Origin of the sequence: Pelagibius sp. (assembly GCF_965227505.1) — a bacterium.
GTDB lineage: Bacteria > Pseudomonadota > Alphaproteobacteria > Kiloniellales > Kiloniellaceae > Pelagibius.
The window spans coordinates 2,676,829-2,700,476 of record NZ_OZ245757.1; the positions used below are offsets into that span (position 1 = coordinate 2,676,829).

Consider the following 23,648-nt stretch of genomic DNA (forward strand, 5'->3'; position numbering starts at 1 on the left):
GACGATTTCGGCCTTTGCGAGACCTGATGGTCCGGTTTTATGGCCGATTTTCGGGAGGCGGAGCATAGCGCCATCGCCACAATCGTCAAACACCGTTCCCGCCAACGGAAAAGGCCCGCTGGCGCTCTCAGGAAGCAGCCAGGCGGGCCCTTTTCCAGGCCTGTCCGGAAAGACCTCCGGAGGAAAGCCGGGGGCTCAGCCCTCGGCCTTCTCCGCCTTCTTGGACTTGCTGCGCTGGGCCTTGGCCTTGGCGGCCTCTTCCTTGGCCGCCGCTTCGAGCTTGCCGCTGTGGCCGGTGGTCTGCTCGCGAATGCGCGCGGCCTTGCCCGTGCGCCCGCGCAGGTAATAGAGCTTGGCCCGGCGGACATCGCCACGGCGCACGACCTCGATGGACTCGATGCGCGGGCTGTAGAGCGGGAAGACGCGCTCCACACCCTCGCCGTAGGAAAGCTTGCGCACCGTAAAGGCCGAGTTCAGGCCGCGGTTGCGCCGGGCGATGCAGACGCCCTCAAAAGCCTGGACGCGCTCGCGGCTGCCTTCGCGCACCTTCACATTGACCCGCAGCGTGTCGCCCGGGGCGAAAGCCGGCGGCGCTTTGTCGGCGGTCAGCTTGCCGAGCTGTTCCTGTTCCAGTTGCTCGATGACGTTCATGGCTCTCAATCCTCAAACCCTCGCCCGGGCCCCCTGGCCTCAAGGCTTGTCCTTCCGGTAGCGCGCCCAGAGATCCGGGCGGCGCCGCTTTGTAATCTCCTCCGCCTGCGCCTGGCGCCAGAGGCGGATCTTCTCGTGGTGGCCGGAGGACAGCACCTCCGGCACCTTGCGGCCCTGCCACTCGGCGGGCCTTGTGTAGAGGGGGTACTCCAGCAACCCCTCAAAGGCATCGGCCCCGAACGACTCCTCGCCCGGGCTGGCCTCGTTCCCCATGACGCCTGGCAGCAGACGGATTACCGCATCCATCAACACCAGGGCCGCCGTCTCGCCGCCGGAGAGAATGTAATCCCCGACCGAGACTTCCTGGACGTCGCGGGCCTCCAGGACCCGTTCATCGACCCCCTCGTAGCGGCCACAGAGCACGGTGACCCCCGGCCCTGCTGCCAATTCCCGCACCCGGTCCTGCGTCAGCAGACGCCCCCGGGGCGAAAGATAGAGGACCGGAGCTTCGCCCCCTGACCCTCCTTCGTCCTCCCGGGCCCGACGGGCCCAGGTTTCCTGCGCGGCGCCCAGCGCCGCATCGACCACATCCGGCCGCATCACCATGCCGGCGCCACCCCCGAAAGGGGTGTCGTCCACGCTGCGGTGTTTATCGCGCGCGAAATCCCGGATGTCCAGGACATCGAGCGCCCAAAGGCCCTTATCCAGGGCCTTTCCCGCCAGACTTTGCCCCAACGGCCCCGGAAACATCTCCGGAAAGAGCGTCAGGACCAGTGACCGCCATGCCGCCACGGCATTTCCTCCCCCGACGCCCTCTTTCACCCGGCCTCAGGAACCGCCCGTCGGCCAGGGCGGCGCTTTATGCCGCCGGGGCGCCGCTTTGTCCAGCCCCCCAATCCACTCAGCGCCGGGCCTCAGGCTTCTTTGTCCCCGCCGCTCTCGGTCTCCTCCGGCGCCAGGACCACCACGCGACCCTCGGCCAGGTCCACCGCCGGCACCACCGCCTTGGTGAAGGGCAGCATGCGGCTGCGTCCCTCGCCATCGACGATCTCCAGCAGGTCGCCGGCGCCGTAGTTCTCGACCGCCGCCACCCGCCCGATCTCGGCACCTGCCGGGTCCTCGGCGCGGAGGCCGATCAGATCGGCGTGGTAGAAGGTCTCTTCCTCCTCCAGCGCCGGCAGCGCGGCCCGCTCCACGTAAAGCTCGGTCCCGTGCAGCGCCTGGGCCTGATCGCGGTCAGAAACGCCCGTGACCTTGACCAGAACCACGCCCTTGGCCCGGCCGATGGTCTCCAGGGTCCAGCGCTGGCGGCCGCCGCGGTCGCTCACCGGGCCATAGGCGGCGACATCCTCGGGCACCTCGGTGAAGCTTTTGACCTTCACCAGACCGCGCACGCCGTGGGCACCGACCATGACCCCCAGGCAAACGCGGTCCCCGTCCTTCGGGTCCCCGTCTTTCGGCGCGCGCGCCATGGCGGAGCCGCCCGACCCTCACCAGGCCGCTTACTCGGCCTTCGCCTCTTCGGCAGCCTCTTCAGCAGGGGCCTCTTCGGCCGGAGCTTCTTCCGCGGGGGCTTCTTCGGCAGGGGCTGCCGCCTCGGCCGCGGCGGCTTCCTCGGCGGCCTTCTTGGCCTCCTCGGCCTCCTGCAGACGCTCCTGCGCCTTCTGGCCGGGCAGGTTCTTCTTGGTCTGGCGCGGGATGCGGCGCGCCGGCGCCAGATCGGCGGCGGCCAGGAAGCGGCTCACCCGGTCGCTGGGGGTGGCGCCCACGGAAAGCCAGTGCTTGGCGCGCTCGGTGTTCAGGACGATACGCTCCGGGTGGTCCTTGGCGACCATCGGGTTGTAGGAGCCGATACGCTCGATGAAGCGGCCGTCGCGCGGGCTGCGGGAATCCGCCACCACGATACGATAGAAGGGCCGCTTCTTGGCGCCGCCGCGGGACAGACGAATCTTCAATGACATTGCGGTTACTCTCTTTCTGCTTTCACGCTGTTCTGTTCGGTTATCTCGGTTTCGAAAGGGCTTGAAGCGACACCTAGCCGAAGGGGTTGCCGCCGCCCGGCATCATTCCCGGCAGGCCGCCGCGCAGCATGCCCTTCTTGCCCATCTTCTGGACCCGCTTCATCACGCGGGTCGCGTCCTTGTGCTGCTTCAGCAGCTTGTTGACCTCCTGCACCGTGGTGCCGGAGCCCTTGGCGATGCGCTGCTTGCGCGAGGCCTTGATGATCTCCGGCTTCTGGCGCTCCTTCGGGGTCATGGAGGACAACACGGCCAACTGGCGCTTCACCATGCCGTCGTCCAGCTTGGCCTTCTTCATCTGCTGCATCTGGGCGCCGGACATACCCGGCAGCATGCCCATCAGGCTGGAGAGGCCGCCCATCTTCTGCATCTGCTGGAGCTGCTTGGCGAAGTCGTCGAGGTCGAAGGTGCCCTTCTGCAGTTTCTTGGCGAGCTTTTCCGCCTCGTCCTGCTCGATGGTCTCCGCCGCCTTTTCCACCAGCGAGACCACGTCGCCCATGCCGAGGATGCGCGATGCGACACGGTCGGGGTGGAAGCCCTCCAGGTCGTCCAGCTTTTCGCCGACGCCGATCAGCTTGATGGGGCAGCCGGTGACCGCGCGCATGGACAGCGCCGCACCGCCGCGGGCATCGCCGTCGACGCGGGTCAGCACGATGCCGGTCAGGCCCACCGTCTCGTTGAAGGTCGAGGCCACGGTAACCGCGTCCTGGCCGGTCATGGCATCGGCCACCAGCAGGCTTTCGTGCGGCTTGGCGGCATCGCGCACCGCCGCCACCTCGGCCATCAGTTCCTCGTCGATGGCCAGACGCCCGGCGGTGTCCAGCATCACCACGTCGTAGCCTTCCAGGGCGCCGGCCTGCATGGCGCGCTTGGCGATCGCCACCGGCGGCTCGCCCGGCACGATGGGCAGGGTCATGACGCCGGCCTGCTCGCCCAGGACCTTGAGCTGCTCCTGGGCCGCCGGACGGCGCACGTCCAGCGAGGCCATCAGAACCTTTTTCTTCTCTCGCTCCTGCAGGCGGCGGGCGATCTTGGCGCAGTTGGTGGTCTTGCCGGCGCCCTGCAGGCCGACCAGCAGGATGCCGACCGGCGGCGTGGCGCGCAGGTCCAGGCCGACGCTCTCGCTGCCCAGGGTCTCGACCAGGTGGTCGTGGACGATCTTGATGACCATCTGGCCCGGGGTCACCGAGCGCAGCACCTCCTGCCCGACCGCCTTCTCCCGAACCCCCTCGACGAAGTCTTTCACCACCGGCAGGGCGACGTCGGCCTCCAGCAGGGCGACGCGCACCTCGCGCAGCGCGGCGGTCACGTCCGCCTCGCTGAGGGCACCGCGCCGGGTCAGCTTGTCGAATACGCCGGAAAGCCGTTCTTGCAGGCTGTCGAACATGGGTCTCGGTCGATCCTCAAAAAATCTTGCGCCAATGAAGGCGCTTCGGGCCAAAGCAATTCGCGCCAGCGCGCGAAACTCGCGGACTGGCGGGGCCGCCCCGGGGATATGGGGCTTTCAGCCGGCTACGTCACCTTGGTCTGAACGGCGCGGACATTAGGGACATGCGGCGGGCAGGTCAAGCGCCTGGGATGGCCGGTCTTTCACCATGCCGGTTACAGGAGCCGCAAACGAAAACGGCCGCCCGTCCTGGGCGGCCGTATCGAAAAGCGCTTCTCGTGGTCTGGGACCCCATACTCCCGTGAAGGGCGGCGTCCCCTGCTCCCTGACCTCTCTGGTCAGTCGGCAGCCTGAATATTCACCGCCTTGGGCCCGCGGGCGTCGGGCTGAACCTCGAACGTCACCTTCTGGCCTTCGACAAGCGGGCCCATGCCCGAGCGCTCGACGGCGGAGATGTGGACGAACACGTCCTTGGAGCCGTCTTCCGGCGCGATAAAGCCGAAGCCTTTGGTGGTGTTAAAGAACTTCACGGTTCCCGTGATCATGGTCTGGGTCTTCCTTCGAACTGCAACTTAGTGCGCCCCGGAACGCTTCTGCCCGGGCCGAGTGAAAGCACAACAACGTACAGGAAGGCTCAGGGACGGACGATCACCGCCCCACCCATCGAACTTTTTGAGATTACGCCTCTCGAGTTCCGACCAGCGGCGGTGCAACCGATCCTGCGGCTTCTGACTTTGCGTCCGTCACCACCCATAGACCTAGGGGGTGCGGCGCGGGAAAGCAAGGTGAATCGAACCTGATTTTCCCGCTAATCCAAATGGATAGCCCCCTCTCCCGGAATGGACATATTACTGTGCTCCAGTCTTTGCCCGCTGTTCGGCCAGGGCAAGGCGCAGATCGCGCACCATGGTCTCCACTTCGCCGGTCAGCGCCGCGACGGCGCGGGTGCCGGCCGCCTGCGCCGCCGCGCGCCGCACGGCGGAGGTGTTGCCGGAGGTGGTGATCCGCTGCACCGGCTTCTCCGCCACGGCCGAGGCCATGCCGTAGGTGTAGCCGTTGCGCACGTCCACCAGCACCGCCTGGGCGGCGCCCTGGGCCTCCACGTCCTCGGTGGGCAGGAAGAAACCGATCAGCGCCAGCTTGGTGACCGCCAGGACGTTGCTGGTGTCCGCGGCGGTGCCGGAGGTCTCGTAGATCAGCACCGCATCGAGATGCTGGCGCGCCGCGCCGAGGCGCACCTCGCGCACGACCTGGGCCAGCGACTTGCGATACTGGCTCCAGGGATTGTTCCGATAGTCCGGCTGCAGAGGTTCCGGCGTCGCGAGCGCAGCAATCAGGGGCGAGACCGGCACGAATTCGCCATAGCCGCTGCCCAGGCGTTCGGCCAGGGCCCGCCAGGCCTCCGCCTCCACCGCCGGGATCGGCGCGAGACCGTCAGATCCGATGCGCGCCAGACCGATGCGGGCCGGAAAACGGAGCTGTGGCTCGACGTTTGCGGCTTCGAAGATCTCGGCGTCCGTGGCCGCAGCCTCCGCGGCGCTGCCCTCCGTCGCCGCATAGGCCGCCAGATAGTCCGAGCCGGAGGTGGTCTGGATCGAGTGTTCGCAGGCCGCCAGCACGGCGACGAGCGCCACAGCGCCGGCGAATTTCTGGCCGGCGGCTTTCAGAACGGTGTTCGCATACATAGCTCTCCCCCTTTGCATAGCGGCGCGGCCCCCTGCCGCGCCCGCCACAGCGATGCTCTCCCACGAAACGCCCGCAATGAGGGCGGCCCTGTGGCGAAAATGGGGCACCTGTCGCCGGCGCCGCTTCCGATCGATGCCGGGTTCCCGCTATGGACTTCCCCGGCCCGGCGGTCCTATAACCCGCCTCATGAGCGCGCGGCCCTTCATCAAGATGCACGGCCTGGGCAACGACTTCGTGGTGGTCGATGCCCGGGACGAGGCCTTTGCACCGTCGGAGGCGTTGGCCCGCGCCATCGCCGACCGGCGCACCGGCGTCGGCTGCGACCAGCTTCTGATCATCGAGCCGCCGAGCGACGGCGGCGCCGACATCTTCATGCGCATCCGCAACCATGACGGCGGCGAGGTTGGCGCCTGCGGCAACGGCACGCGCTGCGTCGCCGCCCTGGTGATGGCGGAAACCGGGCGCGATGCGCTGACTGTCGAAACCCGGCGCGGCCTGCTGGAGGCCCGTGCCGCCGGCCAGGGCCGCGTCACCGTCGACATGGGCGAGGCGCTGACCGGCTGGCAGGACATCCCCTTGAGCGAGGAGCGCGACACCCTGCACCTGGGCCTCGCCAGCGGACCGCTGAGCGACCCGGTGGGCGTCAACATGGGCAACCCCCATGCCGTCTTCTTTGTGGAGGCGGTGGAGAGCCTTCCGCTGGCGCAGCTCGGCCCGGCGCTGGAGCACGACCCGCTGTTCCCGGAGCGCGCCAACATCGGCGCCGCCACGGTGATCGGCCCCAACCGTCTGCGGCTGCGCGTCTGGGAGCGCGGCGTCGGCCTGACCCAGGCCTGCGGCAGCGGCGCCTGCGCCGCCGCCGTCGCCGCGGCGCGCCGCGGCATCACCGGACGCAAAGTGGAGGTGGTCTTGGACGGCGGCGCGCTGGAGCTGGAGTGGCGCGAGGACGGCCACGTGCTGATGACCGGGCCGGTCGCCACCGCTTTCACTGGCCTGCTGCCGGAAGGCCTGGCGCCCCAGGAGCTGCGGCCATGACCGGCCAGAGCAAGCACGACGCCGCGCGCATCCTCACCTTCGGCTGCCGCCTCAACGCCTACGAGTCGGAGGTGATGCGCGGCCATGCTGAGACGGCCGGGCTCAGCGACACCGTCATCGTCAACACCTGCGCCGTCACCGGCGAGGCGGAGCGCCAGGCCCGCCAGGCGATCCGCAAGGCCCGGCGCGAGAACCCGGCAGCGCAGATCATCGTCACCGGCTGCGCCGCCCAGATCGACCCGCAGGGCTTCGCCGGGATGGCCGAGGTCGACCGCGTGCTGGGCAACGAGGAAAAGCTGAAGCTGGAAAGCTTCCTGCCGGAGAGCTCTGCGCCGGTGCTGGTGAACGACATCATGGCGGTCACCGAGACCGCGCCGCAGCTTATCGACGGCTTTGCCGAGCGCACCCGCGCCTTCGTTCAGGTGCAGCAGGGCTGCGACCACCGCTGCACCTTCTGCATCATCCCCTACGGCCGGGGCAACAGCCGCTCGGTGCCGCTGGGCGAGGTGGTGCGCCAGGTCCGCAATCTGGTGGAGCGCGGCGTTGCCGAGGTGGTGCTGACCGGCGTCGACATCACCTCCTACGGCGGCGACCTGCCGGGGCGCCCGGCGCTCGGCCAGATGCTCCGCCGCCTGCTGGCCCAGGTTCCCGACCTCAAGCGCCTGCGCCTCTCCTCCCTCGACGCCATCGAACTGGACCCGGACCTGCGCCGCCTCATTGCCGAGGAGGAGCGGCTGATGCCGCACCTGCACCTCTCTCTGCAGGCCGGCGACGACATGATCCTGAAGCGCATGAAGCGCCGCCATTCGCGCAGCGAAGCCGTGGCGCTATGCCGGGAGCTGCGGGAGCTCCGCCCCGACATCGTCTTCGGCGCCGATCTCATTGCCGGCTTCCCCACCGAGACCGAGGCGATGTTCGAAAACTCCCTGGCGCTGGTGGAGGACTGCGGCCTGACCTATCTGCACGTCTTTCCCTATTCCGCGCGCAAGGGCACCCCGGCGGCGAAGATGCCGCAGGTTCCCATGGTCGCGCGCAAGGACCGTGCCGCCCGCCTGCGGGCCGCCGGCGCTGCAGCGCTCGACCGTTTCCTCGACAGCCGGACCGGCCGGCCCGCCGCCGTGCTGATCGAAAAGCAGGAAGATGACGGCCGTTTCCTCGGCCGCAGCGAGACCTTCGCCCCGGTGCTGCTTCAGCACGGCGAGATCGGCGCGGTCGTCCGGGTCCGCATCACCGGACGCGACGGCGCACGGCTGACGGCCGAGCCTCTGCACCAGCAGCTCTCCCCCGCAGCGTGAGCGACACGGCAGAGAAAAAAGGCGGCTGGTTCTCCCGCCTGAAGGCCGGGCTCACCCGCTCCTCCTCCAAGCTGGGCGACGGCATCGCCGGCATCTTCACCAAACGCAAGCTGGACGACGCAGCGCTGGAGGAGCTGGAGGAACTGCTGATCACCGCCGACCTCGGCGTGGCGACGGCCACGCGCCTGACGGCGGAGCTGGCGAAGACCCGCTTCAACAAGGACGTCGACCCGGAGGAGGTGCGCAGCGCCCTGGCGGAGGACATCGCCCGGGTGCTGGAGCCGGTGGCGCAGCCCCTGGTCCTGGATCCGGCGCAGACGCCCAACGTGATCCTGGTGGTGGGGGTGAACGGCTCCGGCAAGACCACCACCATCGGCAAGCTGGCCAGCCACTACCGCGCGCAAGGGCTCTCGGTGCGTCTCGCCGCCGGCGACACCTTCCGCGCCGCGGCCATCGAGCAGTTGAAGATCTGGGGCGAGCGCACCGGCTGCCCGGTCGTCGCCGGCAAGCAGGGCGCCGATTCAGCCGGCCTCGCTTTCGAGGCCGTGGAGGCGGCGAAGGCAGCGGGCGACGACGTGCTGCTGATCGATACCGCCGGGCGCCTGCACAACCGCGCCGAACTGATGGCCGAACTGCAGAAGGTGGCGCGGGTCATCAAGAAGGTGGAGCCCAGCGCGCCGCACCACGTGGTGCTGGTGCTGGACGCCACCACCGGGCAGAACGCCCTTACGCAGGTCGGCACCTTCAAGGAGCTTGTCGATCTCACCGGCCTGGTGGTCACCAAGCTGGACGGCTCGGCGCGCGGCGGCGTGCTGGTGGCGCTGGCCGAGAAATACGGCCTGCCGGTCCATGCCGTCGGCGTCGGCGAAGGCGCCGAGGACTTCCGCCCCTTCACCGCCAAAGACTTCGCCCGCGCACTGGTGGGGCTGGAGCAGAACAGCTAAGCGAAACGCGGTCTGTGACGCAGGCGCCGCCTCGTGCAAGGTGATCGTGCCTTTTGGGCGCTGACATCTTCGGGGGGCCTGCCATGAGACTTCTCACCATTGCATTTCTTGCGCTATCCATGCTGCTCGCCGGATGCGCCGGTCCCCAAGGCGGCGGTGTTTCGGGTGACAGCCTCCTAACCTCGGAAACCCAGTTCTTTTCCTTCCAGCGGGTCCTGCCCCTTCCGGTCTCCACAAAACCTGGTGACCAGCTCTACGGCTGGGCGGTTTGGGGCGTCGACATCGTCGAGATCCTAGCCGACGGGCAGCCCGTTGCCGGCAAACCGTCTTACATGCTTTTGGATGACCCGGGCATATACCCAATCACGGTTCAGAGCGGCAGCTACATCTACACCATCGACTTGGACGACCTCTTCTTCGGGAAGCGATCGCCGCTCGGCTACTCTCTCGTCGAGTATTCGATATCGGAGGACGCGACGTCATTGGAAATCAGGTATCGCTTGATTCCCTACGATGGCACCCCGAGCGAGCGCGTTTACACTGTGAAGGCAGTCCGCGCTTGGTAACGCTGTGCTTCGATGCCAACGAGACCGAGGTTACCGGCCACCCCTCCCCCTCACCCAGCTCCGGCTAGGCTCGTTCTCCGATCTCGCCAAGCCTGCGCAACCCTCTCCCGCCAGGGGAGAGGGTGTTTGAGGTGCACTGGTTTTCCCTCTCCCCTTTGTGGGAGGGGGAGGGTGAGGGGGTGTTCGCCCCGTGAAGAATGTCCGCTAGGCCGCCGCTTCGAACGGTGTTGCGGGGCCCGGCGGGACGATGTCGGGGTTGGTGACGCCCAGGTCGTCGTAGTAGTGCCGCTTCACGTGATTGAGCTTCACCGTTTCGGCGACGCCGGGCCAGGCGTAGAGGCGCCTGGTGTGGCGGTCCAGGTTCGGGTAGTCGGTGAGGCGCCGGGCATTGATCTTGAGGGCGCCGGCATAGGCGGCATCGAGGCGCACCAGCGTCGGGAACAGCAGCCAGTCGGCCTCGGTCGCGGTCTTGCCCAGAAGGTAGGGCCGCCCGTCGGCGAGCTGTTCCTCCAGCGCGTCGAGGGCCGCATAGAAATCCGCCAGCGCCCGGTCGTAGGCCTGCTGGTCGGCGGCGAAGCCGGCGCGGTAAACGCCGCCGTTGACGCGGCGGCGGATCATCCCGCCCAGGGCGTCGATCTCGTCGCGCAGGCGCGCCGGATAGAAGCTGCGCCCGCTTTCGCCGAAGGCGGCGAAACCCAGGTCCATCATGCGCATGATGTCAGCGGATTCGTCGCTGACGATGGTCTCCTCCCGCCGGTCCCAGAGCAGCGGCACGGTCACCTTGCCGGTGTAGTCGCCGCGCGCCTTCCCATAGATCTGCCAGAGTGCCTGGTGGCCGCCGACGTGGTCGACCGTCGCTTCCGGAAAGGCCGGGTCCGGCGTGAAGGTCCAGCCGCCGGGCCCGCCCCAGCGCGGATGCAGCACCGAGACCGGCAGCACCTTTTCCAGGCCCAGCAGGGAGCGGTAGAGGATGGTGCGGTGGGCGAAGGGGCAGGCGTAGGAGACATAGAGGTGGTAGCGCCCCGGCGCCGCCGGAAAGCGCGCCGTCGGATCGGCGCTGACCCAGTCGCGGAAGAGGCCCTCCGGCTGTTCGGACCGGGCGCGGTCATAAGCGTCGCGGTCGATGACGCGGGAATGCCAGACGCCTCTGATCAGGGCTTTCATGATTGCTGTGCTCCGTTCTTGTTTGGTTTTAAGAGAGGTGCCCCGAGCCTCGCCGTTGGCGGAGACTCGGGGCGGCCCCTGTTCGCGATGTCCGTGCAGGCTCAAGAAGTCTGCGGCGCAGGCTTCTGCTGGCCAAAGAAGGGCAGCTTCACGGCGTGGGCGCCGTCGCCCAGCAGGGCCTGCACCACGGCCGCCGCCGCGAGGAAGACCGGATACTCCCAGCCGCCGCCTTCGGCGGAGAAGAGCCAGCCGTTGCCGGCATGGACCCAGGTCGCGCCCAGCAGCACCGGCAGGAGGGCGACCGAGACGAGGCGGGTCTGGATGCCGAGGATCAGGGCGATACCGCCGGCGATCTCGGCGAAGATGGTCAGGTAGGCCGCGATGGCCGGCAGGCCGAGGGATTCGAAAAAGCCGACGGTGCCCGGCACGGTGAAGACGAAGACCTTCAGGTAAAGGCTGTGGGCGAGAAACATGACGCCCAGGGCGACCCGCAGGGTCAGGGCGGCGTAAGGGGCGGTTCTGGTGTCGATCATGGCTCGGTTCCTTGCGTTGAAGCTGTCCGCTCTGCGCTTTCAGGCCGCTCTTGCCGGCCCCGGGCGCCTTGTTCTGACCTCCGATCTATGATTTGCTTCAACGCACGTCGACTGCCGATATCTGCAAAGATATATTGCATGAATGCAAATACGGACCTGACCGCCGATCTGCGTACCCTGCTGGCCATCGCGCGGGAGGGCAGCCTTGCCGGCGCGGCCCGGCGCCTGCGGGTCAACCATTCCACCGTTTTCCGGCGTCTGGCCGCCATCGAGGCGCGCCTCGACGCCCGGCTGTTCGAGCGCCGGAGCGGCAGCTACGTGACCACCGCCGCCGGCGAAGACCTCCTGCGCACGGCCGAGCGGGTGGAGGCCGAGGTGGAGGCCCTGGAGCGGCGCCTCAGCGGCCGCGATCTGCGGCTGACCGGAACGCTGCGCCTGACCGCCCCGGACGACATCGCCGAGGTCTTGCTGATGCCTCTGCTGGCTGCGTTCCGCCGTGCCTATCCCGACATCACCGTCGAACTGGTCATCGACAACCGCATGCTGAGCCTCACCCGGCGGGAGGCCGATATCGCCCTGCGCCCGACCCGCGAGCCGCCGGATACGCTGGTCGGGCGGCGGGTCGGGACCCTGGCTTCCACCGTCTACCGCGCCTCACCTCAGACCCCGGAAGCGCCTACACCGGAAGCGCCGGCAAACCTTGCCGACGAGCCCTGGATCGCCTGGGACGAGGGCGCAGGGCCACCCGCCGTCGCGCAATGGCTGCAGCGGCGCATCGACCACAGCGCCATCGTCTACCGTTCCAACTCCCTGCTGAACCAGGCAAGCGCCGCCCGTGCCGGACTGGGGCTGGCGATCCTGCCCTGCTTTCAGGCCGACCCCGATTCGGGGTTGCACCGCGTGATGGACCCGCCGGCGGAGCTGGACACGGGGCTCTGGCTGCTGACCCATCCCGACCTGCGCCGGGCCGCACGCGTGCGCGCCCTGCTGGACCTGCTGTATGAGGCCCTGAAGGCGATGGAAGCGGAACTCTGCGGGGGCAGCGGCCGCTGACTCTGCGGCTCTGCCGGTACAACCAAAAGGTTTTGTTAACGACCCAGCGTTTAGCGTGGCGCGACAACACCAGCACCACTCCGGAACAGTCCCCATGATGGGCGCCGCTGCAGAGGTAACCGCCACCACCAGCCCAGACGGCGAAGCGCTCTGCGCGGGCGTTCTCGTGAACGAAGCGCCGGCCGTTTCTCCACAGACCAGCTGCGCCGACGTGCATGCCATGCTGAACGGCGACAGCACGATCCTGGCGGTCGCGGTGGTGCGCGGGGAGCGGCCCATCGGACTGGTCGGTCGCCTGGAGTTCCTGGCCAACATGGCGCGGCCTTTCTGGCCGGAGCTGTTCAACCGCAAGCCGATCACCAAGCTGATGGACCCGGCCCCCCTGATCGTCGAGTGGGACCGGCGCATCGATCAGATCGGCGAGGTGCTGCTGTCGTGCAAACCGAAGGCGATGATCGACGGCTTCATCGTCACCCGCGACGGCGCCTATGACGGGGTGGCCACGGCCACGGAGCTGATGCGGATGACCACCACCATCGCCCGCCAGCGCTTCGAGCGCCTGAGCGGCGCGCTGCATCAGGTCACCGAAGCCAATGCCGCAAAGGCGAAGTTCCTGGCCAACGTCAGCCACGAGCTGCGCACGCCGCTGAACGCCATCATCGGGTTTTCCGATCTGCTGAGCCGCCGCCTTTACGGGCCGCTGACCAATCAGCAGAGCGAACATGTCGGCTATATCAATCACAGCGGCCAGTTGCTCCTGAGCCTGGTCGACGACCTGCTGAACCTCTCGGTGGCCGAAGCCCAGCAGATGGAACTGCACGAAGAGATCATCGAACTGCGCGAGCTCTCCGCCGGCTGCGCCAAGCTGGTCGAACCGCGCGCGGCCAATGCGGGCATCGCCCTGAAGACGGATCTTGGCGCACACGATCTGCCGCTGCGCGGCGACGCCGTGAAGCTGAAGCAGATACTGCTCAACCTGCTCACCAACGCGGTGAAGTTCACACCTGCCGGTGGCGAGGTCCGCCTGAGCCTGGCGACGACGGTGGAAGGCGACATCCGGATCGTGATCGCCGACAACGGTATCGGCATCCGCGAAGAGGACATGAACGTCATTCTGCAGCCTTTCGGCCAGGCCCATGACAAACGCGCGCACCAGCATCAGGGGGCCGGTCTCGGCCTGCCGCTGTCCAAGGCGCTGATCGAATTGCACGGCGGGGCGCTGCTGCTGCGCAGCCGGCTCAACTTCGGCACCGAAGTGGAAATCCGCCTGCCGGCCGAACGCCGGGTCACCGACCGCGGCGCCGAGACGGACGCGGCCGCCGGCGGTCAGAAGGATATCGCCTGACCCCGGTTATGCCTTTCCGAGGCCCCTGGCCGGCCGCAGGGGCGCGGCAGACCACCCCAATCGGCCCTTGACCCCTTGCCGGCAACCGCACATCTAAGCAGCTTTGTCAGCGATCCCAATGGATCCGCAGCCGATGCAAGAAGGGGCCGGTCATGCCGTCAAGTTCCGAATCAACCCCACCGGTCGCGCTCGCCCGCCTGCAGCGGCTGCTCGAATCGAAGGGCATGCAGCGCGGGATCACCGGCCTGATTCTGCTGAATGCAGCCATACTGGGGCTGGAGACCTCGGCCAGCGTCATGGCCGAGATCGGCCCCTACCTGCTGCTGTCCGACCGCATCATTGTAGGGGTCTTCGTTGTCGAGATCCTGGCCAAGCTGCTGGTCTACCGGCTCGGCTTCTTCAAGAACCCCTGGAACGTTTTCGACTTCACGGTGGTCGCCATCAGCCTGGCGCCGGCCTCGGCCGCCTTCTCGGTGCTGCGGGCGCTGCGCGTGCTCCGGGTGCTGCGGCTGATCTCCGTCATCCCCTCCATGCGCAAGGTCGTCCAGGCGCTGCTGCAGGCCATTCCCGGCATGGGCTCGATCGCTGCGCTGCTGGGGCTGCTCTACTATGTCTTCTCGGTGATGGCGACCAAGCTGTTCGGCGCGGCCTTTCCCGACTGGTTCGGCACGCTCGGCGCCTCGGCCTACTCCCTGTTCCAGATCATGACCCTGGAAAGCTGGTCGATGGGCATCGTGCGCCCGGTCATGGATGTCTTCCCCTTCGCCTGGGCTTTCTTCGTGCCCTTCATCCTCGTCACCACCTTTGCGGTGCTCAACCTCTTCATCGCCATCATCGTCAACGCGATGCAGAGCCAGCACGACGCCGAGCGCGAGCAGGCCTTCGAGGAGATCACGCGGCAGTCCCACGGCGATGCCATGCGCCTGGAAGACGACATCAAGGCCCTGCACCGCGAGGTGCAGCAGATCCGCAGCCTGCTGGAGCGTCAGAGCCCCTGATCAGGCAGGCCTCCTAGTTCGTCGCGCAGGGCCGGTAAAGCGCCAGGGCATAGGCGGCGGCCCCGTCGCCCTTCAGGGCCTGGCGCGCCGGATTCTCGCGCAGATGCCGGTCGACGGTGGCAATCAGTTCCTCCAGGCTTTCGGTTCCGGTCAGGCAGGCCTGGATTCCGTCGATGCGCGCGCCCGCGCCGCCCAGAACATCGGCAATGGCCATGATGTAGCCGCGGCAGCGGCCGAGGGCCGCCGGGTCCTTCGCACGGCAGTCGTCCAGCAACTCGGCGCCGCTGCGAAAGCGCGGCAGTTCGTGCGAGAACAAGGGTTCGGCCGCCTGAACCGGGCCACCCGATACCAAGCCCAGGACCAGGGCGAGACCCGCACAGACTCCCGCACGGCCGCTGCGCCGGCCTTCGTCCTCGAGCATCTCTCGGCCCTGACGCCCTCCCCGATGCCCTCCCCAGCGTCCCCCTCGGCTCCCTCGCGCCCTTTGGCGCAGTGGTTGTGGCATGATCGTCCTCCCGCCGCCGGTTCTTGTTCTTCGTGACGCCCCGATCCTTTCCCCGATCCTGTCACAGGGGGCCTTTGCCCCGGCCCCCTACCCCGACCCGGCGGTCTCGATCGGGTTGGCGCGCGGCGCAAAGGCCTTCTGGTCCCGCAGGGCGTGGTGGTCCTGCAGCGCCCAATGCACCGAGGGAAAGGCCAGGTCCTCCCAAGGGATAGCCTGCCAGCTGAAGAGGTCGAGTTCGAGGGTTTCCGGCCCGGCGCTGACGTCCGGGGAGACCAGTGTGGCGCGATAGATCAGCTGGATCTGGGAGATCCGCGGGATCGAATAGACCGCGAGCAGTTGATCGATGGCGATCTCGGCGCGCGCTTCCTCCCAGGCCTCGCGGCGGGCGCCGCTGGCCGCGTCTTCGTGCTGCTCCAGATAGCCCGCCGGCAGGGTCCAATAGCCGCGGCGCGGCTCGATGGCGCGACGACACAGCAGGATGCGCGCGCCCCAGGTGGCCACCGATCCGACGACGATCTTGGGGTTTTCGTAGTTGATGAAGCCGCAGTCGCGGCAGACCAGGCGCGGGCGGTCGTCGCCGTCCGGGACCCGGGCTTCGAACCGCTCGTCTCCGCCTGCACCCCCGGTCCCCTCCGTGATCTCGCCCGTGATCTCGCCGGCGGCCGCATCCGGGGTCTCGGCCCGGGCCGCGGCCTGTGGCGGGATCTTGGCCGGAGAGGACTCGCGCTCGCTCATCCGGGCACTGTGGCCCAGCCCCCCGGCGACCACAAGAGCGGCGCGGGCGGCGGGAAGGAGGCCGAGAAGGCCGTCAGGCCTTCAGGTCGACGAAGCTGCCGCGGGGAATGATACGGCCCGGTTCCGGCGGACCGGCGGGCTCGTTGCGCGCCGTGTCGCCGCCGGCGGGATCGGTCGAACCGTTGGGCGCAAGGGCGGCGGTGACGGTGTTGCCGCCTGCGGTCTGGCCACCGAGGGCCTTCAGCATCGCAAGCGTGAGCGGCGAACTGCCGGGCGTAATCTGCATGGGCAGACTATGCCGTCCGGCGGTTAAGGAGCGGTGAAGGCCCCCCGGGAAGAATCCTCAGGAAGAAGCCCCGGGAGGAGGCTTTGGAGGAGTCCCGGGCAAAGGTAACCGGCAGGGGTCCAGTACCGACGCTGGTGGAGAGAGCCCGAACACAGCGATCACGTGCATATAGCCATTATTAACCAGCCTACTCCACACTATTAGGTACTGTCTTGCAGGCAACATGCACGCAAAAGGCGTTTACCGGTAGGGTTTGATCGCTAAGCGTTTGATCTTTGTGAGTTCTCGGCAGTCAGGCAGCAACCGCCCCAGTCATGGTGACGGCAGTTGTATTCCTCGGCCGAAGTAGAGTGCGTAATTACGATTCCAAGTTCTCGTCCGAAGCGCCGGTTCGACGCATTTCCTCGGCGCCCGGAAAGTTCAACCAATCAACTTCACATTATTTTTACCTTGTTTTATTATTCTATTATAGATTTTGGCCAAATCGCTTCCAAGCCACCCCGTCGCCGACCATCCGGCGCCATCGAGGGGCAGAGAGGTTTCTTGCGGCACTGCGCAGCGGATCGGGGTGACCTTTGATGGAAGATCGGGACAAGGATCTTCACGCGCTTCTGCAGCTTGCGCTCAACAAGTCGATCGAAGGCCGCGAGCAGCTGTCCTCCCAGATCGCGCAGCTCTCCATGGACCGCGACCACATGCTCAGCGACCATGAGCGGGATCTGATCGCGCAGATCCTCGACAAGCTGATCCACGAGTTCGAAGTCCCGATCCGCAGCAAGCTGAGCGAGCGCCTGTCCCGCAATCCGGCGGCGCCGCGCGCCCTCGTGATCGCCCTGGCCAACGACGAGATCGACGTCGCCCGCCCGGTGCTTCTGCGCTCGACGCTGCTTTCCGACGACGACCTGATCCGCATCGTTCAGCATCGCAGCCACCAGCATCAGGTCACCATCGCACGGCGGCGCGAGCTGAGCGAGGAGGTCTCGGACGAGCTTGTGAACACCCAGGACAACGACGTCATCGCCACCCTGCTGGCGAACCAGAGCGCCAGAATTTCCGAGGCGACCCTGGCCTACCTTACGGAGCAGGCCGAGCACATCGACGAGTTTCAGGAGCCGCTGGTGCGCCGCCGCGACCTGACCAACGATCTGGCCATGCGGCTGTACTGGATTGTGGCCGCCAGCCTGCGGGCCGAGATCCTGAAGACCTATGACATCCACCCGACGGCACTGGACGACGAAGTAGAAGCCGCCGTCCTGGACGTCGCCCAGGAAAAAATTGCCAAGTCAAACGGCGCCGGAAACCTGGAAAGCACCGCTGCCGACCTGGCGCGTTGCATGGCATCTGAACAAAACATCAATGCCGCCCTCTTGATCAAGACTATTCGGCAAGGCGAAGTGCCGCTTTTTGAGGCGCTTTTCGAAGAGTGGAGCGGGATTTCGATGCCGCGGCGCGCCGAAGTGCTTTATGGTTCGAGCGGGGAGGGCCTGGCGATCGCCTGTTTGGCGTTGGGGGTTACAAAGCAGGACTTTGCCACTCTGTTTCTGCTGACCCGCAGTGCCGGCGGCGGCAATCGCAGGACTTCGCCGGGGGACCTGTCACGGGCGACACGGATCTATGATCAGGCAAGCCGCGAAAACGCGGAACACGTTCTGCGGTCCTGGCAGCGCGACAAGGGTTTCCAGCAGGCTGTGGAAGATGTTGCGATGAGCAAGGCGAAACGGGGCTGAGTTGAAGCTGTGAAGACAGACGCAAGCACGCCGACAGTGGTCTCGCGCAGCGCCGAAGCCGGCGGGGCGGCCCATTCGGCTGCTCCGTCTTCGGCTGCTCCGTCTTCTGCTGGCCCGGCGTCCGCTGCGCCGTCCGCCGCCCCGTCGGCGGGCAGCGAAGACGGCAGCCTCGTCGCGATCCTGCAGCGCGATCTCCTGGAAGACGGCCCCCCGACCTGCATCGTCGATGCCGAAGGCGCCATCATCTATGCCAACAAGGCCTTCGACCGGATTCACGATGCGCTGGCCGCCGCCGACGCCCTGCCCAGCCAGTCGACGCTGGGCGTCTGGCCTCAGGGCCCCGGCTCCTCGCCCGTGGCGGTCAGCCAGGAACACAAGCTGATCCTCGACGGGCGGACCGAGTACTTCCGCGCCAAGCGCCGCGCGATCCGCGGCGCCGACGGCAACCTGAAGGCGACCGCCCTGGTCTATGAGCCGACGACCAAACTGAAAGCGACCGCAACGGCGCTGGTCCAGGCCACGACGCGGCTGGACGACACCACGCGCCTGGTCTCCGACTGGGTGTGGGAGACCGACCGCGACCTCGTGCTCACCTTCGTGTCTCCGCGCGTGCACGATGCCCTCGGCTACCATCCGCGCGAGCTGATCGGCCGGGGTCTGACCGAGCTGCCGGTCGAACGCTCGGCCAAGCTGACCGGCCTCGTGACCTCGCCGCAGCACGCGCCCTTCCGCGACATCGAGGTGGAAGTCCTCAACAAGGATGGCGCACGCCTGCTGTTCCGTCTCAACGGCCTGCCGGTCTACTGCCCGGACAGCGGCGCCTTTCTCGGCTACCGCGGCACCGCAGAGAACGTGACCGCCCTGCGCCAGCGCGAGGATGCGCTTATCAGCGCCAAGGAAAGCGCCGAGCTGGCCAACCGCGCCAAGACGGAGTTCCTGGCCAACATGAGCCACGAGCTGCGCACCCCCCTGAACGCGGTCATCGGCTTCTCGGAGATCATGGAAAGCGAGCTGCTGGGTCCGCTCGGCAGCACCCAGTACAAGAGCTACGCCGCCGACATCCATGAAAGCGCGCAGCACCTGCTCACCCTCATCAACGACATCCTGGATGTCGCCAAGATCGAGGCCGGCGCCCACGAGCTGCGCGAAGAGGTGATCGATCCGCGCGACATCATCGGCGCGGTGCGGCGCCTCGTGGCCGAACGGGCCAAGCGCGCCGACCAGACCCTGGAGGTCAGCCTGCCCGACGACCTGCCGCGACTGCGCGCCGACGAGCGCAAGCTGAAGCAGGTTCTGCTGAACCTCCTGTCCAATGCCATCAAGTTCACCCCCAAAGAAGGCACCATCGAGCTTTCGGCCCGCCGCGACACGGACGGAGGCTTCGTCTTCCAGGTCAGCGATACCGGCATCGGCATCGCCGAGGACGATATCCCGCGGGCCTTCGCCCCCTTCGAGCAGGTCGACAGCCGCCTGAACCGGCAGTTCGAGGGCACCGGGCTTGGCCTGCCGCTTTCCGCCGGTTTCGTGAAGCTGCACGGCGGCCGGCTGGACCTGGAAAGCGAGCCGGGCGTCGGCACCAAGGCGATCGTGCGCCTGCCGGCCGAACGGGTTCTCTAAGCTTCAAGCTGCCCTGCAGGCCCTGCAGGGCTCCTATGCAGGCGAAGATTTCCTGCTGACGCCGCCGCCGGGCGGACGCTAGCCTTTCCCCCACCATGCCCAACAGCGACGTCACAGGCGAAGCCGCCCGGCCCGACGGGCTCGGTTCGCCGCGCCGGGCCGCCCTCACCGGCCTGCGCGAGGCCATGGGCGTGCCGGCCCTGGTGCTCGGCTCGTCATACCTCGGCTTCGGGGCGCTGATCCAGGGTGCCGGGCTGACGGTCTGGCACGGCCTGTTCTCCACCTTCACCGGCTGGGCCCTGCCCGGCCAGATCATTCTGGTGGAACTCTACAGCCTCGGCGCCGGGCTGCTGGTGGTCGCCGCCGCCGTGGCCATGACCAACGCCCGCCTGCTGCCCATGACGGTGGCCCTTATGCCGTACCTGCGCGCGCCGGGCAGACCGCGCTGGCACTACTACCTCTTTGCCCACTACGTCGCGGTAACCGGCTGGGCGGCGGCCATGCGGCGCTGCCCCTCCCTGCCGGAGGGCCAGCGCCTGCCGTACTTCGCCGGCTTTGCGGTGGCGCTCTGGTCCATGTGCCTGGTGACCACGGCGGTCGGCTTCTTCCTCTCGGACCTGCTGCCGGGCTATGTCACCCTCGGCCTGGTGTTCCTGAATCCGATCTACTTCATGCTGGTCTTCGTCGCCGATGCCCGGCACCGGGCGCGCATTCTGGCGCTGGCCATCGGCGCCCTGGCCGGGCCGCTGCTGCATCTGGTCTCTGCCGACTGGGGCCTGCTGCTGACCGGCGTTCTGGCCGGCAGCCTCGCCTTCTTCGCCGACCGCCTGTGGAGCCGCCGCCATGTCTGAGGCTTTCTCCGGCGCCGCCCTGATGGACAGCGCTCTCTGGCCCGTCGTGCTGATGATCGTCGGCGCCCTGGTGACCTACTTCTGGCGCGCCCTGGGCGTCGCGCTGTCCGGGCGGATCGATGCCGGCGGCCCGCTCTTCGAGTGGGTTGCCTGCGTCGCCTATGCCATGCTGGCCGGCCTCATCGCGCGCATGATCGTTCTGCCCAACGGGCCGCTCGCCGAAACCGCCGATGCCGATCGCATTGCCGCGGCGGTCATCGCGCTGGCCATCTTCTTCCTCGCCCGGCGCAACATCGGCCTGGGCGTGGCCGCCGGCGCCGGCGCGCTGGTGCTGATGACCCTGGGCCGCAGCTGGCTGTTTTAGCCCGCTGCGGCGGACCAGTTTTCAGAGGACCGGCTTTGAAGGGACGGGGCCTTTGGTGTATCACCGCCCCTTGTGTATGACCCACTTGTGTGTGACCCCCCTTGTGTATGACCCCCTTCTTTATGACCGGGGGCGGCAGCGAGGACTTTGATGAGCGATCTTCTGGACGGTTTCCTGGACCCCCTGGGCCGGGAGAGCTTCTTCGGCGATGTCTTCGGCAGGACTCACCGGCACTTCCCCGGCGGTGCGGAGCGCACGGCCGGGATCATGACCCTGGCTCGGCTGAACGAGCTGATGTCCATGACCTCGGTCTGGACGCCGGAGACCATGAAGCTCTATCTCGACCTGCAGCCGGTCGCCACCGCCGACTACTGCGCCCGCGTGCCCGCGCTGCAGGGCGGCGGCGCCCTGCGCCCGGACCCGGACAAAGTGCAGGACTGGATCGCCAAGGGCGCCTCGGTCATCCTCAACGACATCGACGCCCTGGCCCCGGGCGTGCGCGCGCTCGCCAACGACCTGCAGAGCGCCACCGGCGGGCGCAGCCAGGCGAACCTCTATTTCTCCATGCACCAGCACAAGGCCTTCGGCCCCCACTGCGACGTGCACGAGGTCTTCGCCGTCCACTGCGCCGGCGAGAAGACCTGGAACATCTATGAGCGCCGCGACGACGCACCGGTGAACCACCCGGCCTTCAAGCCCAGCGACGAGGAACGGGCGCGCCGTGCCGGCAAGGTGGTCGCCCAGGTGGACATGAAGCCGGGCGACCTGCTCTACATCCCCCGCGGCCTCTATCACGACGCCCTGGCCTCGGAGAACGGCGCCATTCACATTGCCTTCGGGGTGACGCTGCCCAAGCCGCTCGACCTGCTGCCGATCATCTGGGACGCGGCGATCCAGGACCCCTGGATGCGCAGCGACCTGCCCCGCGCGATGGACGCCGCGGCGCTGAAGGACACCCTGGCACGCATGGGCGAAACCATCGCCGGCGCGCTCAACTCGGCCGGCGCGCGCGAAGTGGCGGGCAAGGCCATCGAGACATGGCCCTACGCCTTCAAGGGTTACGACCTGGAAGGGCTGGTGGCGGCGGAGCCGGCGACGGAAACGAACGGCTACCGGGTCAGCAAGCAGGTGAAAGTGACCCGCCACAACGGCAAGCCCTATCTCTCCGACGGCAAACAGCAGGTGGAGATCCCCTCCGACGTCGCAAAGCAGGTCAGCTTCATCATGACCCGCGAACGCGTCACCGAGGCGGCACTCCAGGCCGAGTTCCCGGAGATGAGCGAGACCGCCGTCGCCGAGCTGTTCCGGAACATGAAGCAGATGCGCGTCATCGCGTGACGCCCTTCGCCTCCTGCGCGTCCGTCGTCACCGCAGCTTGCGAAGGCGGAGCGCCGTGACCGCAGGCCCCGAAGAGACACAGGCGCTTCCGGTGGAGGACATCTACGATCCGCGCTTCGTGAAGGACATCTTCGACCGCTGTTCGGAGCGCTACATCGCTTTCAGCTATGCCTGCTCGTTTGGGTTTACGGAGCGCTGGCGCCGCCAGTGCGTGGAGGCGATGCCGCCGCCCACCGAGCCAGCCGCGCAGGGCTATGACCTGATGGCCGGAACCGGCGAGGTCTGGCCGCACCTGCTGAAGCGTTTTCCGGGTGTCGGCGCGATCACCGCTGTGGACATCTCCTCGGGCATGCATCGCCGCGCGCTCCAACGCCTCCACGCGCAGCGGACCCACCAGATCGATTTCATCGAGGACGACGTCCTTGCCAGCCGGCTGCCCGGCGAGAGCGCGGCCTTCGTCGTCTCCACCTTCGGCCTCAAGACCTTCACCACGGCCCAGCATGCCCGCCTCGCCAGGCTTGTCGCCCGCACCCTGAAGCCGGGCGGGGTGTTTTCAATGATCGAAGCCTCCGATCCCCGGGGTTGGTGGCTGCGCCCGCTCTATCTCTTCCATCTGAAAACGGTGTTGCCGCTGGTCGAGCGCCTGTTGCTCCGGGGCGCGCAGGACTTTGCGATGATCGGCACCTACAGCACCAATTTCGGAGACGCCTCGGCATTCGCCAAGATGCTGCGTGCGGAAGGTCTGGAGGTCGAGTTCAAGCGCTACTTCTTCGGCTGCGCGACCGGCGTTGCCGGCAGGAAGCCTGTGGCGCCGGCGGACTGAGCGCTCCCGGCGGGCCGGCGCCCTGTGGACGAAGCGCTTGTCAGGTCCACGGGTGCCGTGGTGAGCTTCGCGCCGCCGGCAACCCGCGAAGGAGACCATCATGATCGACCAGGCGACGCTGATCACCTATCTGGCAATCCTGCTGGGGTTCGTCTTCATTCCGGGGCCCGCCGTCCTGCTGACACTGGCCCGGGCCAGCACAGGCGGCACGAGGGTCGGGCTGGCCACCGGCCTGGGGATCGCCGCCGGCGACATCATCCACACCATGATGGCGGTGATCGGCATTTCCGCGATCATCCTCGCCTCGGCCTTTCTCTTCACCCTCGTCAAATACCTGGGCGCGGCCTACCTGGTCTACCTCGGCATCCGCGCAATCCTGGAGAAAGTGGATATCAGCCGACCCGCGGCCGCCGCGGCGCTGAGCCCCAGGGCCGCCTTCCGCCAGGCGATCCTCGCCGAGGTGCTGAACCCCAAGTCGGCCCTTTTCTTCCTCGCCTTCCTGCCGCAGTTCGTGAAGCCGGAAAACGGCGCGGTGTCGCTGCAGCTCATCGTGCTGGGCGTGCTCTTCGTGCTGATGGGGCTCGTCAGCACGGTAATCGTAGCGGTCAGCGCCGGCAGTCTCGGCGCCTTCCTGCGCCGCAACCCGCTGGTCCTGCGCTGGCAGGGCAAGGTCGTGGGCACCATCTACTGCGCGCTGGGCATCCGCCTCGCCCTCCAGGAGAAGTAG

26 protein-coding genes are annotated in these 23,648 nt (G+C 67.6%); 14 read left to right on the plus strand and 12 right to left on the minus strand.

The features are described 5' to 3' along the window. Positions 1–195: 195 nt before the first annotated feature. The 7 genes from rplS to ACO06P_RS12750 form a co-directional block, all read right to left on the minus strand. A complete protein-coding gene (gene rplS / locus ACO06P_RS12720; RefSeq protein WP_420345612.1) occupies positions 196–651 on the minus strand; it encodes a 50S ribosomal protein L19 in 456 nt (151 codons plus the stop codon). 39 nt (positions 652–690) lie between these two features. Then, positions 691–1,443, minus strand: a complete 753-nt coding sequence (trmD, locus tag ACO06P_RS12725) for a tRNA (guanosine(37)-N1)-methyltransferase TrmD (RefSeq protein ID WP_420345613.1) — start codon at positions 1,441–1,443, stop codon at positions 691–693. A gap of 122 nt (positions 1,444–1,565) precedes the next feature. Beyond that, entirely contained in the window at positions 1,566–2,123 is a 558-nt protein-coding gene (rimM, locus tag ACO06P_RS12730) for a ribosome maturation factor RimM (protein ID WP_420345614.1), read from the minus strand. Positions 2,124–2,153: 30 nt separating this feature from the next. Further along, positions 2,154–2,612 carry a 30S ribosomal protein S16 gene (gene rpsP / locus ACO06P_RS12735; RefSeq protein WP_420345615.1) on the minus strand — a complete coding sequence of 153 codons (459 nt, stop codon included), beginning with the start codon at positions 2,610–2,612 and terminating at the stop codon, positions 2,154–2,156. Positions 2,613–2,685: 73 nt separating this feature from the next. Beyond that, entirely contained in the window at positions 2,686–4,056 is a 1,371-nt protein-coding gene (gene ffh / locus ACO06P_RS12740) for a signal recognition particle protein (RefSeq protein WP_421935193.1), read from the minus strand. Between the two features lie 338 nt (positions 4,057–4,394). After that, complete coding sequence (locus ACO06P_RS12745) at positions 4,395–4,601, minus strand: cold-shock protein (RefSeq protein WP_167222589.1); 207 nt, start codon at positions 4,599–4,601, stop codon at positions 4,395–4,397. Between the two features lie 303 nt (positions 4,602–4,904). Then, positions 4,905–5,741, minus strand: a complete 837-nt coding sequence (locus ACO06P_RS12750) for a hypothetical protein (RefSeq protein WP_420345616.1) — start codon at positions 5,739–5,741, stop codon at positions 4,905–4,907. Between the two features lie 187 nt (positions 5,742–5,928). Here ACO06P_RS12750 and dapF point away from each other — a divergent pair, with 187 nt between their 5' ends. The 4 genes from dapF (at position 5,929) to ACO06P_RS12770 (ending at position 9,582) form a co-directional block, all read left to right on the plus strand. Continuing rightward, positions 5,929–6,777 carry a diaminopimelate epimerase gene (dapF, locus tag ACO06P_RS12755; protein WP_420345617.1) on the plus strand — a complete coding sequence of 283 codons (849 nt, stop codon included), beginning with the start codon at positions 5,929–5,931 and terminating at the stop codon, positions 6,775–6,777. Next, positions 6,774–8,072 carry a tRNA (N(6)-L-threonylcarbamoyladenosine(37)-C(2))-methylthiotransferase MtaB gene (gene mtaB / locus ACO06P_RS12760; protein ID WP_420345618.1) on the plus strand — a complete coding sequence of 433 codons (1,299 nt, stop codon included), beginning with the start codon at positions 6,774–6,776 and terminating at the stop codon, positions 8,070–8,072. Before dapF ends, mtaB begins: the two co-directional genes overlap by 4 nt. Continuing rightward, the gene (gene ftsY / locus ACO06P_RS12765) at positions 8,069–9,016 is read left to right on the plus strand and encodes a signal recognition particle-docking protein FtsY (RefSeq protein ID WP_420345619.1); all 948 of its coding nucleotides are present in this window, start codon (positions 8,069–8,071) and stop codon (positions 9,014–9,016) included. Before mtaB ends, ftsY begins: the two co-directional genes overlap by 4 nt. Before the next feature lie 83 nt (positions 9,017–9,099). Next, the gene (locus tag ACO06P_RS12770) at positions 9,100–9,582 is read left to right on the plus strand and encodes a hypothetical protein (protein WP_420345620.1); all 483 of its coding nucleotides are present in this window, start codon (positions 9,100–9,102) and stop codon (positions 9,580–9,582) included. A gap of 204 nt (positions 9,583–9,786) precedes the next feature. Here the strand turns inward: ACO06P_RS12770 and ACO06P_RS12775 are convergent, their stop codons facing one another. Together ACO06P_RS12775 and ACO06P_RS12780 are read right to left on the minus strand one after the other, a co-directional pair. Next, positions 9,787–10,746 carry a glutathione S-transferase family protein gene (locus tag ACO06P_RS12775; protein ID WP_420345621.1) on the minus strand — a complete coding sequence of 320 codons (960 nt, stop codon included), beginning with the start codon at positions 10,744–10,746 and terminating at the stop codon, positions 9,787–9,789. Positions 10,747–10,847: 101 nt separating this feature from the next. Then, complete coding sequence (locus tag ACO06P_RS12780; RefSeq protein WP_420345622.1) at positions 10,848–11,279, minus strand: DoxX family protein; 432 nt, start codon at positions 11,277–11,279, stop codon at positions 10,848–10,850. A 138-nt stretch (positions 11,280–11,417) separates the two neighbouring features. Between ACO06P_RS12780 and ACO06P_RS12785 the strand changes: the two genes are divergently transcribed. The 3 genes from ACO06P_RS12785 to ACO06P_RS12795 all read left to right on the plus strand — a co-directional run bounded on the left by ACO06P_RS12785 (position 11,418) and on the right by ACO06P_RS12795 (position 14,675). After that, positions 11,418–12,332: a LysR family transcriptional regulator gene (locus ACO06P_RS12785; RefSeq protein ID WP_420345623.1), complete on the plus strand. Its 915-nt coding sequence runs from the start codon at positions 11,418–11,420 to the stop codon at positions 12,330–12,332. Positions 12,333–12,426: 94 nt separating this feature from the next. Then, positions 12,427–13,677, plus strand: coding sequence for an ATP-binding protein (locus ACO06P_RS12790; protein WP_420345624.1), 1,251 nt, complete (start codon positions 12,427–12,429; stop codon positions 13,675–13,677). A gap of 152 nt (positions 13,678–13,829) precedes the next feature. After that, positions 13,830–14,675, plus strand: a complete 846-nt coding sequence (locus ACO06P_RS12795) for an ion transporter (protein ID WP_420345625.1) — start codon at positions 13,830–13,832, stop codon at positions 14,673–14,675. 13 nt (positions 14,676–14,688) lie between these two features. On the opposite strand, the gene ACO06P_RS12800 is transcribed toward ACO06P_RS12795, so the two are convergent. From ACO06P_RS12800 to ACO06P_RS12810, 3 genes are all read right to left on the minus strand, one after another. Beyond that, positions 14,689–15,096: a Rap1a/Tai family immunity protein gene (locus tag ACO06P_RS12800; protein WP_420345626.1), complete on the minus strand. Its 408-nt coding sequence runs from the start codon at positions 15,094–15,096 to the stop codon at positions 14,689–14,691. Positions 15,097–15,267: 171 nt separating this feature from the next. Next, positions 15,268–15,915 carry an NUDIX domain-containing protein gene (locus tag ACO06P_RS12805; RefSeq protein ID WP_420345627.1) on the minus strand — a complete coding sequence of 216 codons (648 nt, stop codon included), beginning with the start codon at positions 15,913–15,915 and terminating at the stop codon, positions 15,268–15,270. A gap of 73 nt (positions 15,916–15,988) precedes the next feature. Beyond that, entirely contained in the window at positions 15,989–16,201 is a 213-nt protein-coding gene (locus ACO06P_RS12810; protein WP_420345628.1) for a hypothetical protein, read from the minus strand. A 578-nt stretch (positions 16,202–16,779) separates the two neighbouring features. Between ACO06P_RS12810 and ACO06P_RS12815 the strand changes: the two genes are divergently transcribed. The 7 genes from ACO06P_RS12815 to ACO06P_RS12845 all read left to right on the plus strand — a co-directional run bounded on the left by ACO06P_RS12815 (position 16,780) and on the right by ACO06P_RS12845 (position 23,648). Beyond that, positions 16,780–17,928 carry a DUF2336 domain-containing protein gene (locus tag ACO06P_RS12815; protein WP_420345629.1) on the plus strand — a complete coding sequence of 383 codons (1,149 nt, stop codon included), beginning with the start codon at positions 16,780–16,782 and terminating at the stop codon, positions 17,926–17,928. 9 nt (positions 17,929–17,937) lie between these two features. Continuing rightward, complete coding sequence (locus ACO06P_RS12820; protein WP_421935194.1) at positions 17,938–19,545, plus strand: PAS domain-containing sensor histidine kinase; 1,608 nt, start codon at positions 17,938–17,940, stop codon at positions 19,543–19,545. A gap of 95 nt (positions 19,546–19,640) precedes the next feature. Next, positions 19,641–20,396, plus strand: a complete 756-nt coding sequence (locus ACO06P_RS12825) for an AzlC family ABC transporter permease (protein ID WP_420345631.1) — start codon at positions 19,641–19,643, stop codon at positions 20,394–20,396. Then, positions 20,389–20,760: an AzlD domain-containing protein gene (locus ACO06P_RS12830; RefSeq protein WP_420345632.1), complete on the plus strand. Its 372-nt coding sequence runs from the start codon at positions 20,389–20,391 to the stop codon at positions 20,758–20,760. The genes ACO06P_RS12825 and ACO06P_RS12830 overlap by 8 nt, the downstream gene beginning before the upstream one ends. A 150-nt stretch (positions 20,761–20,910) precedes the next feature. Then, a complete protein-coding gene (locus ACO06P_RS12835) occupies positions 20,911–22,098 on the plus strand; it encodes a JmjC domain-containing protein (RefSeq protein WP_420345633.1) in 1,188 nt (395 codons plus the stop codon). A 55-nt stretch (positions 22,099–22,153) separates the two neighbouring features. Next, positions 22,154–22,921, plus strand: coding sequence for a class I SAM-dependent methyltransferase (locus ACO06P_RS12840; protein WP_420345634.1), 768 nt, complete (start codon positions 22,154–22,156; stop codon positions 22,919–22,921). Between the two features lie 100 nt (positions 22,922–23,021). Further along, the gene (locus ACO06P_RS12845) at positions 23,022–23,648 is read left to right on the plus strand and encodes a LysE family translocator (protein ID WP_420345635.1); all 627 of its coding nucleotides are present in this window, start codon (positions 23,022–23,024) and stop codon (positions 23,646–23,648) included.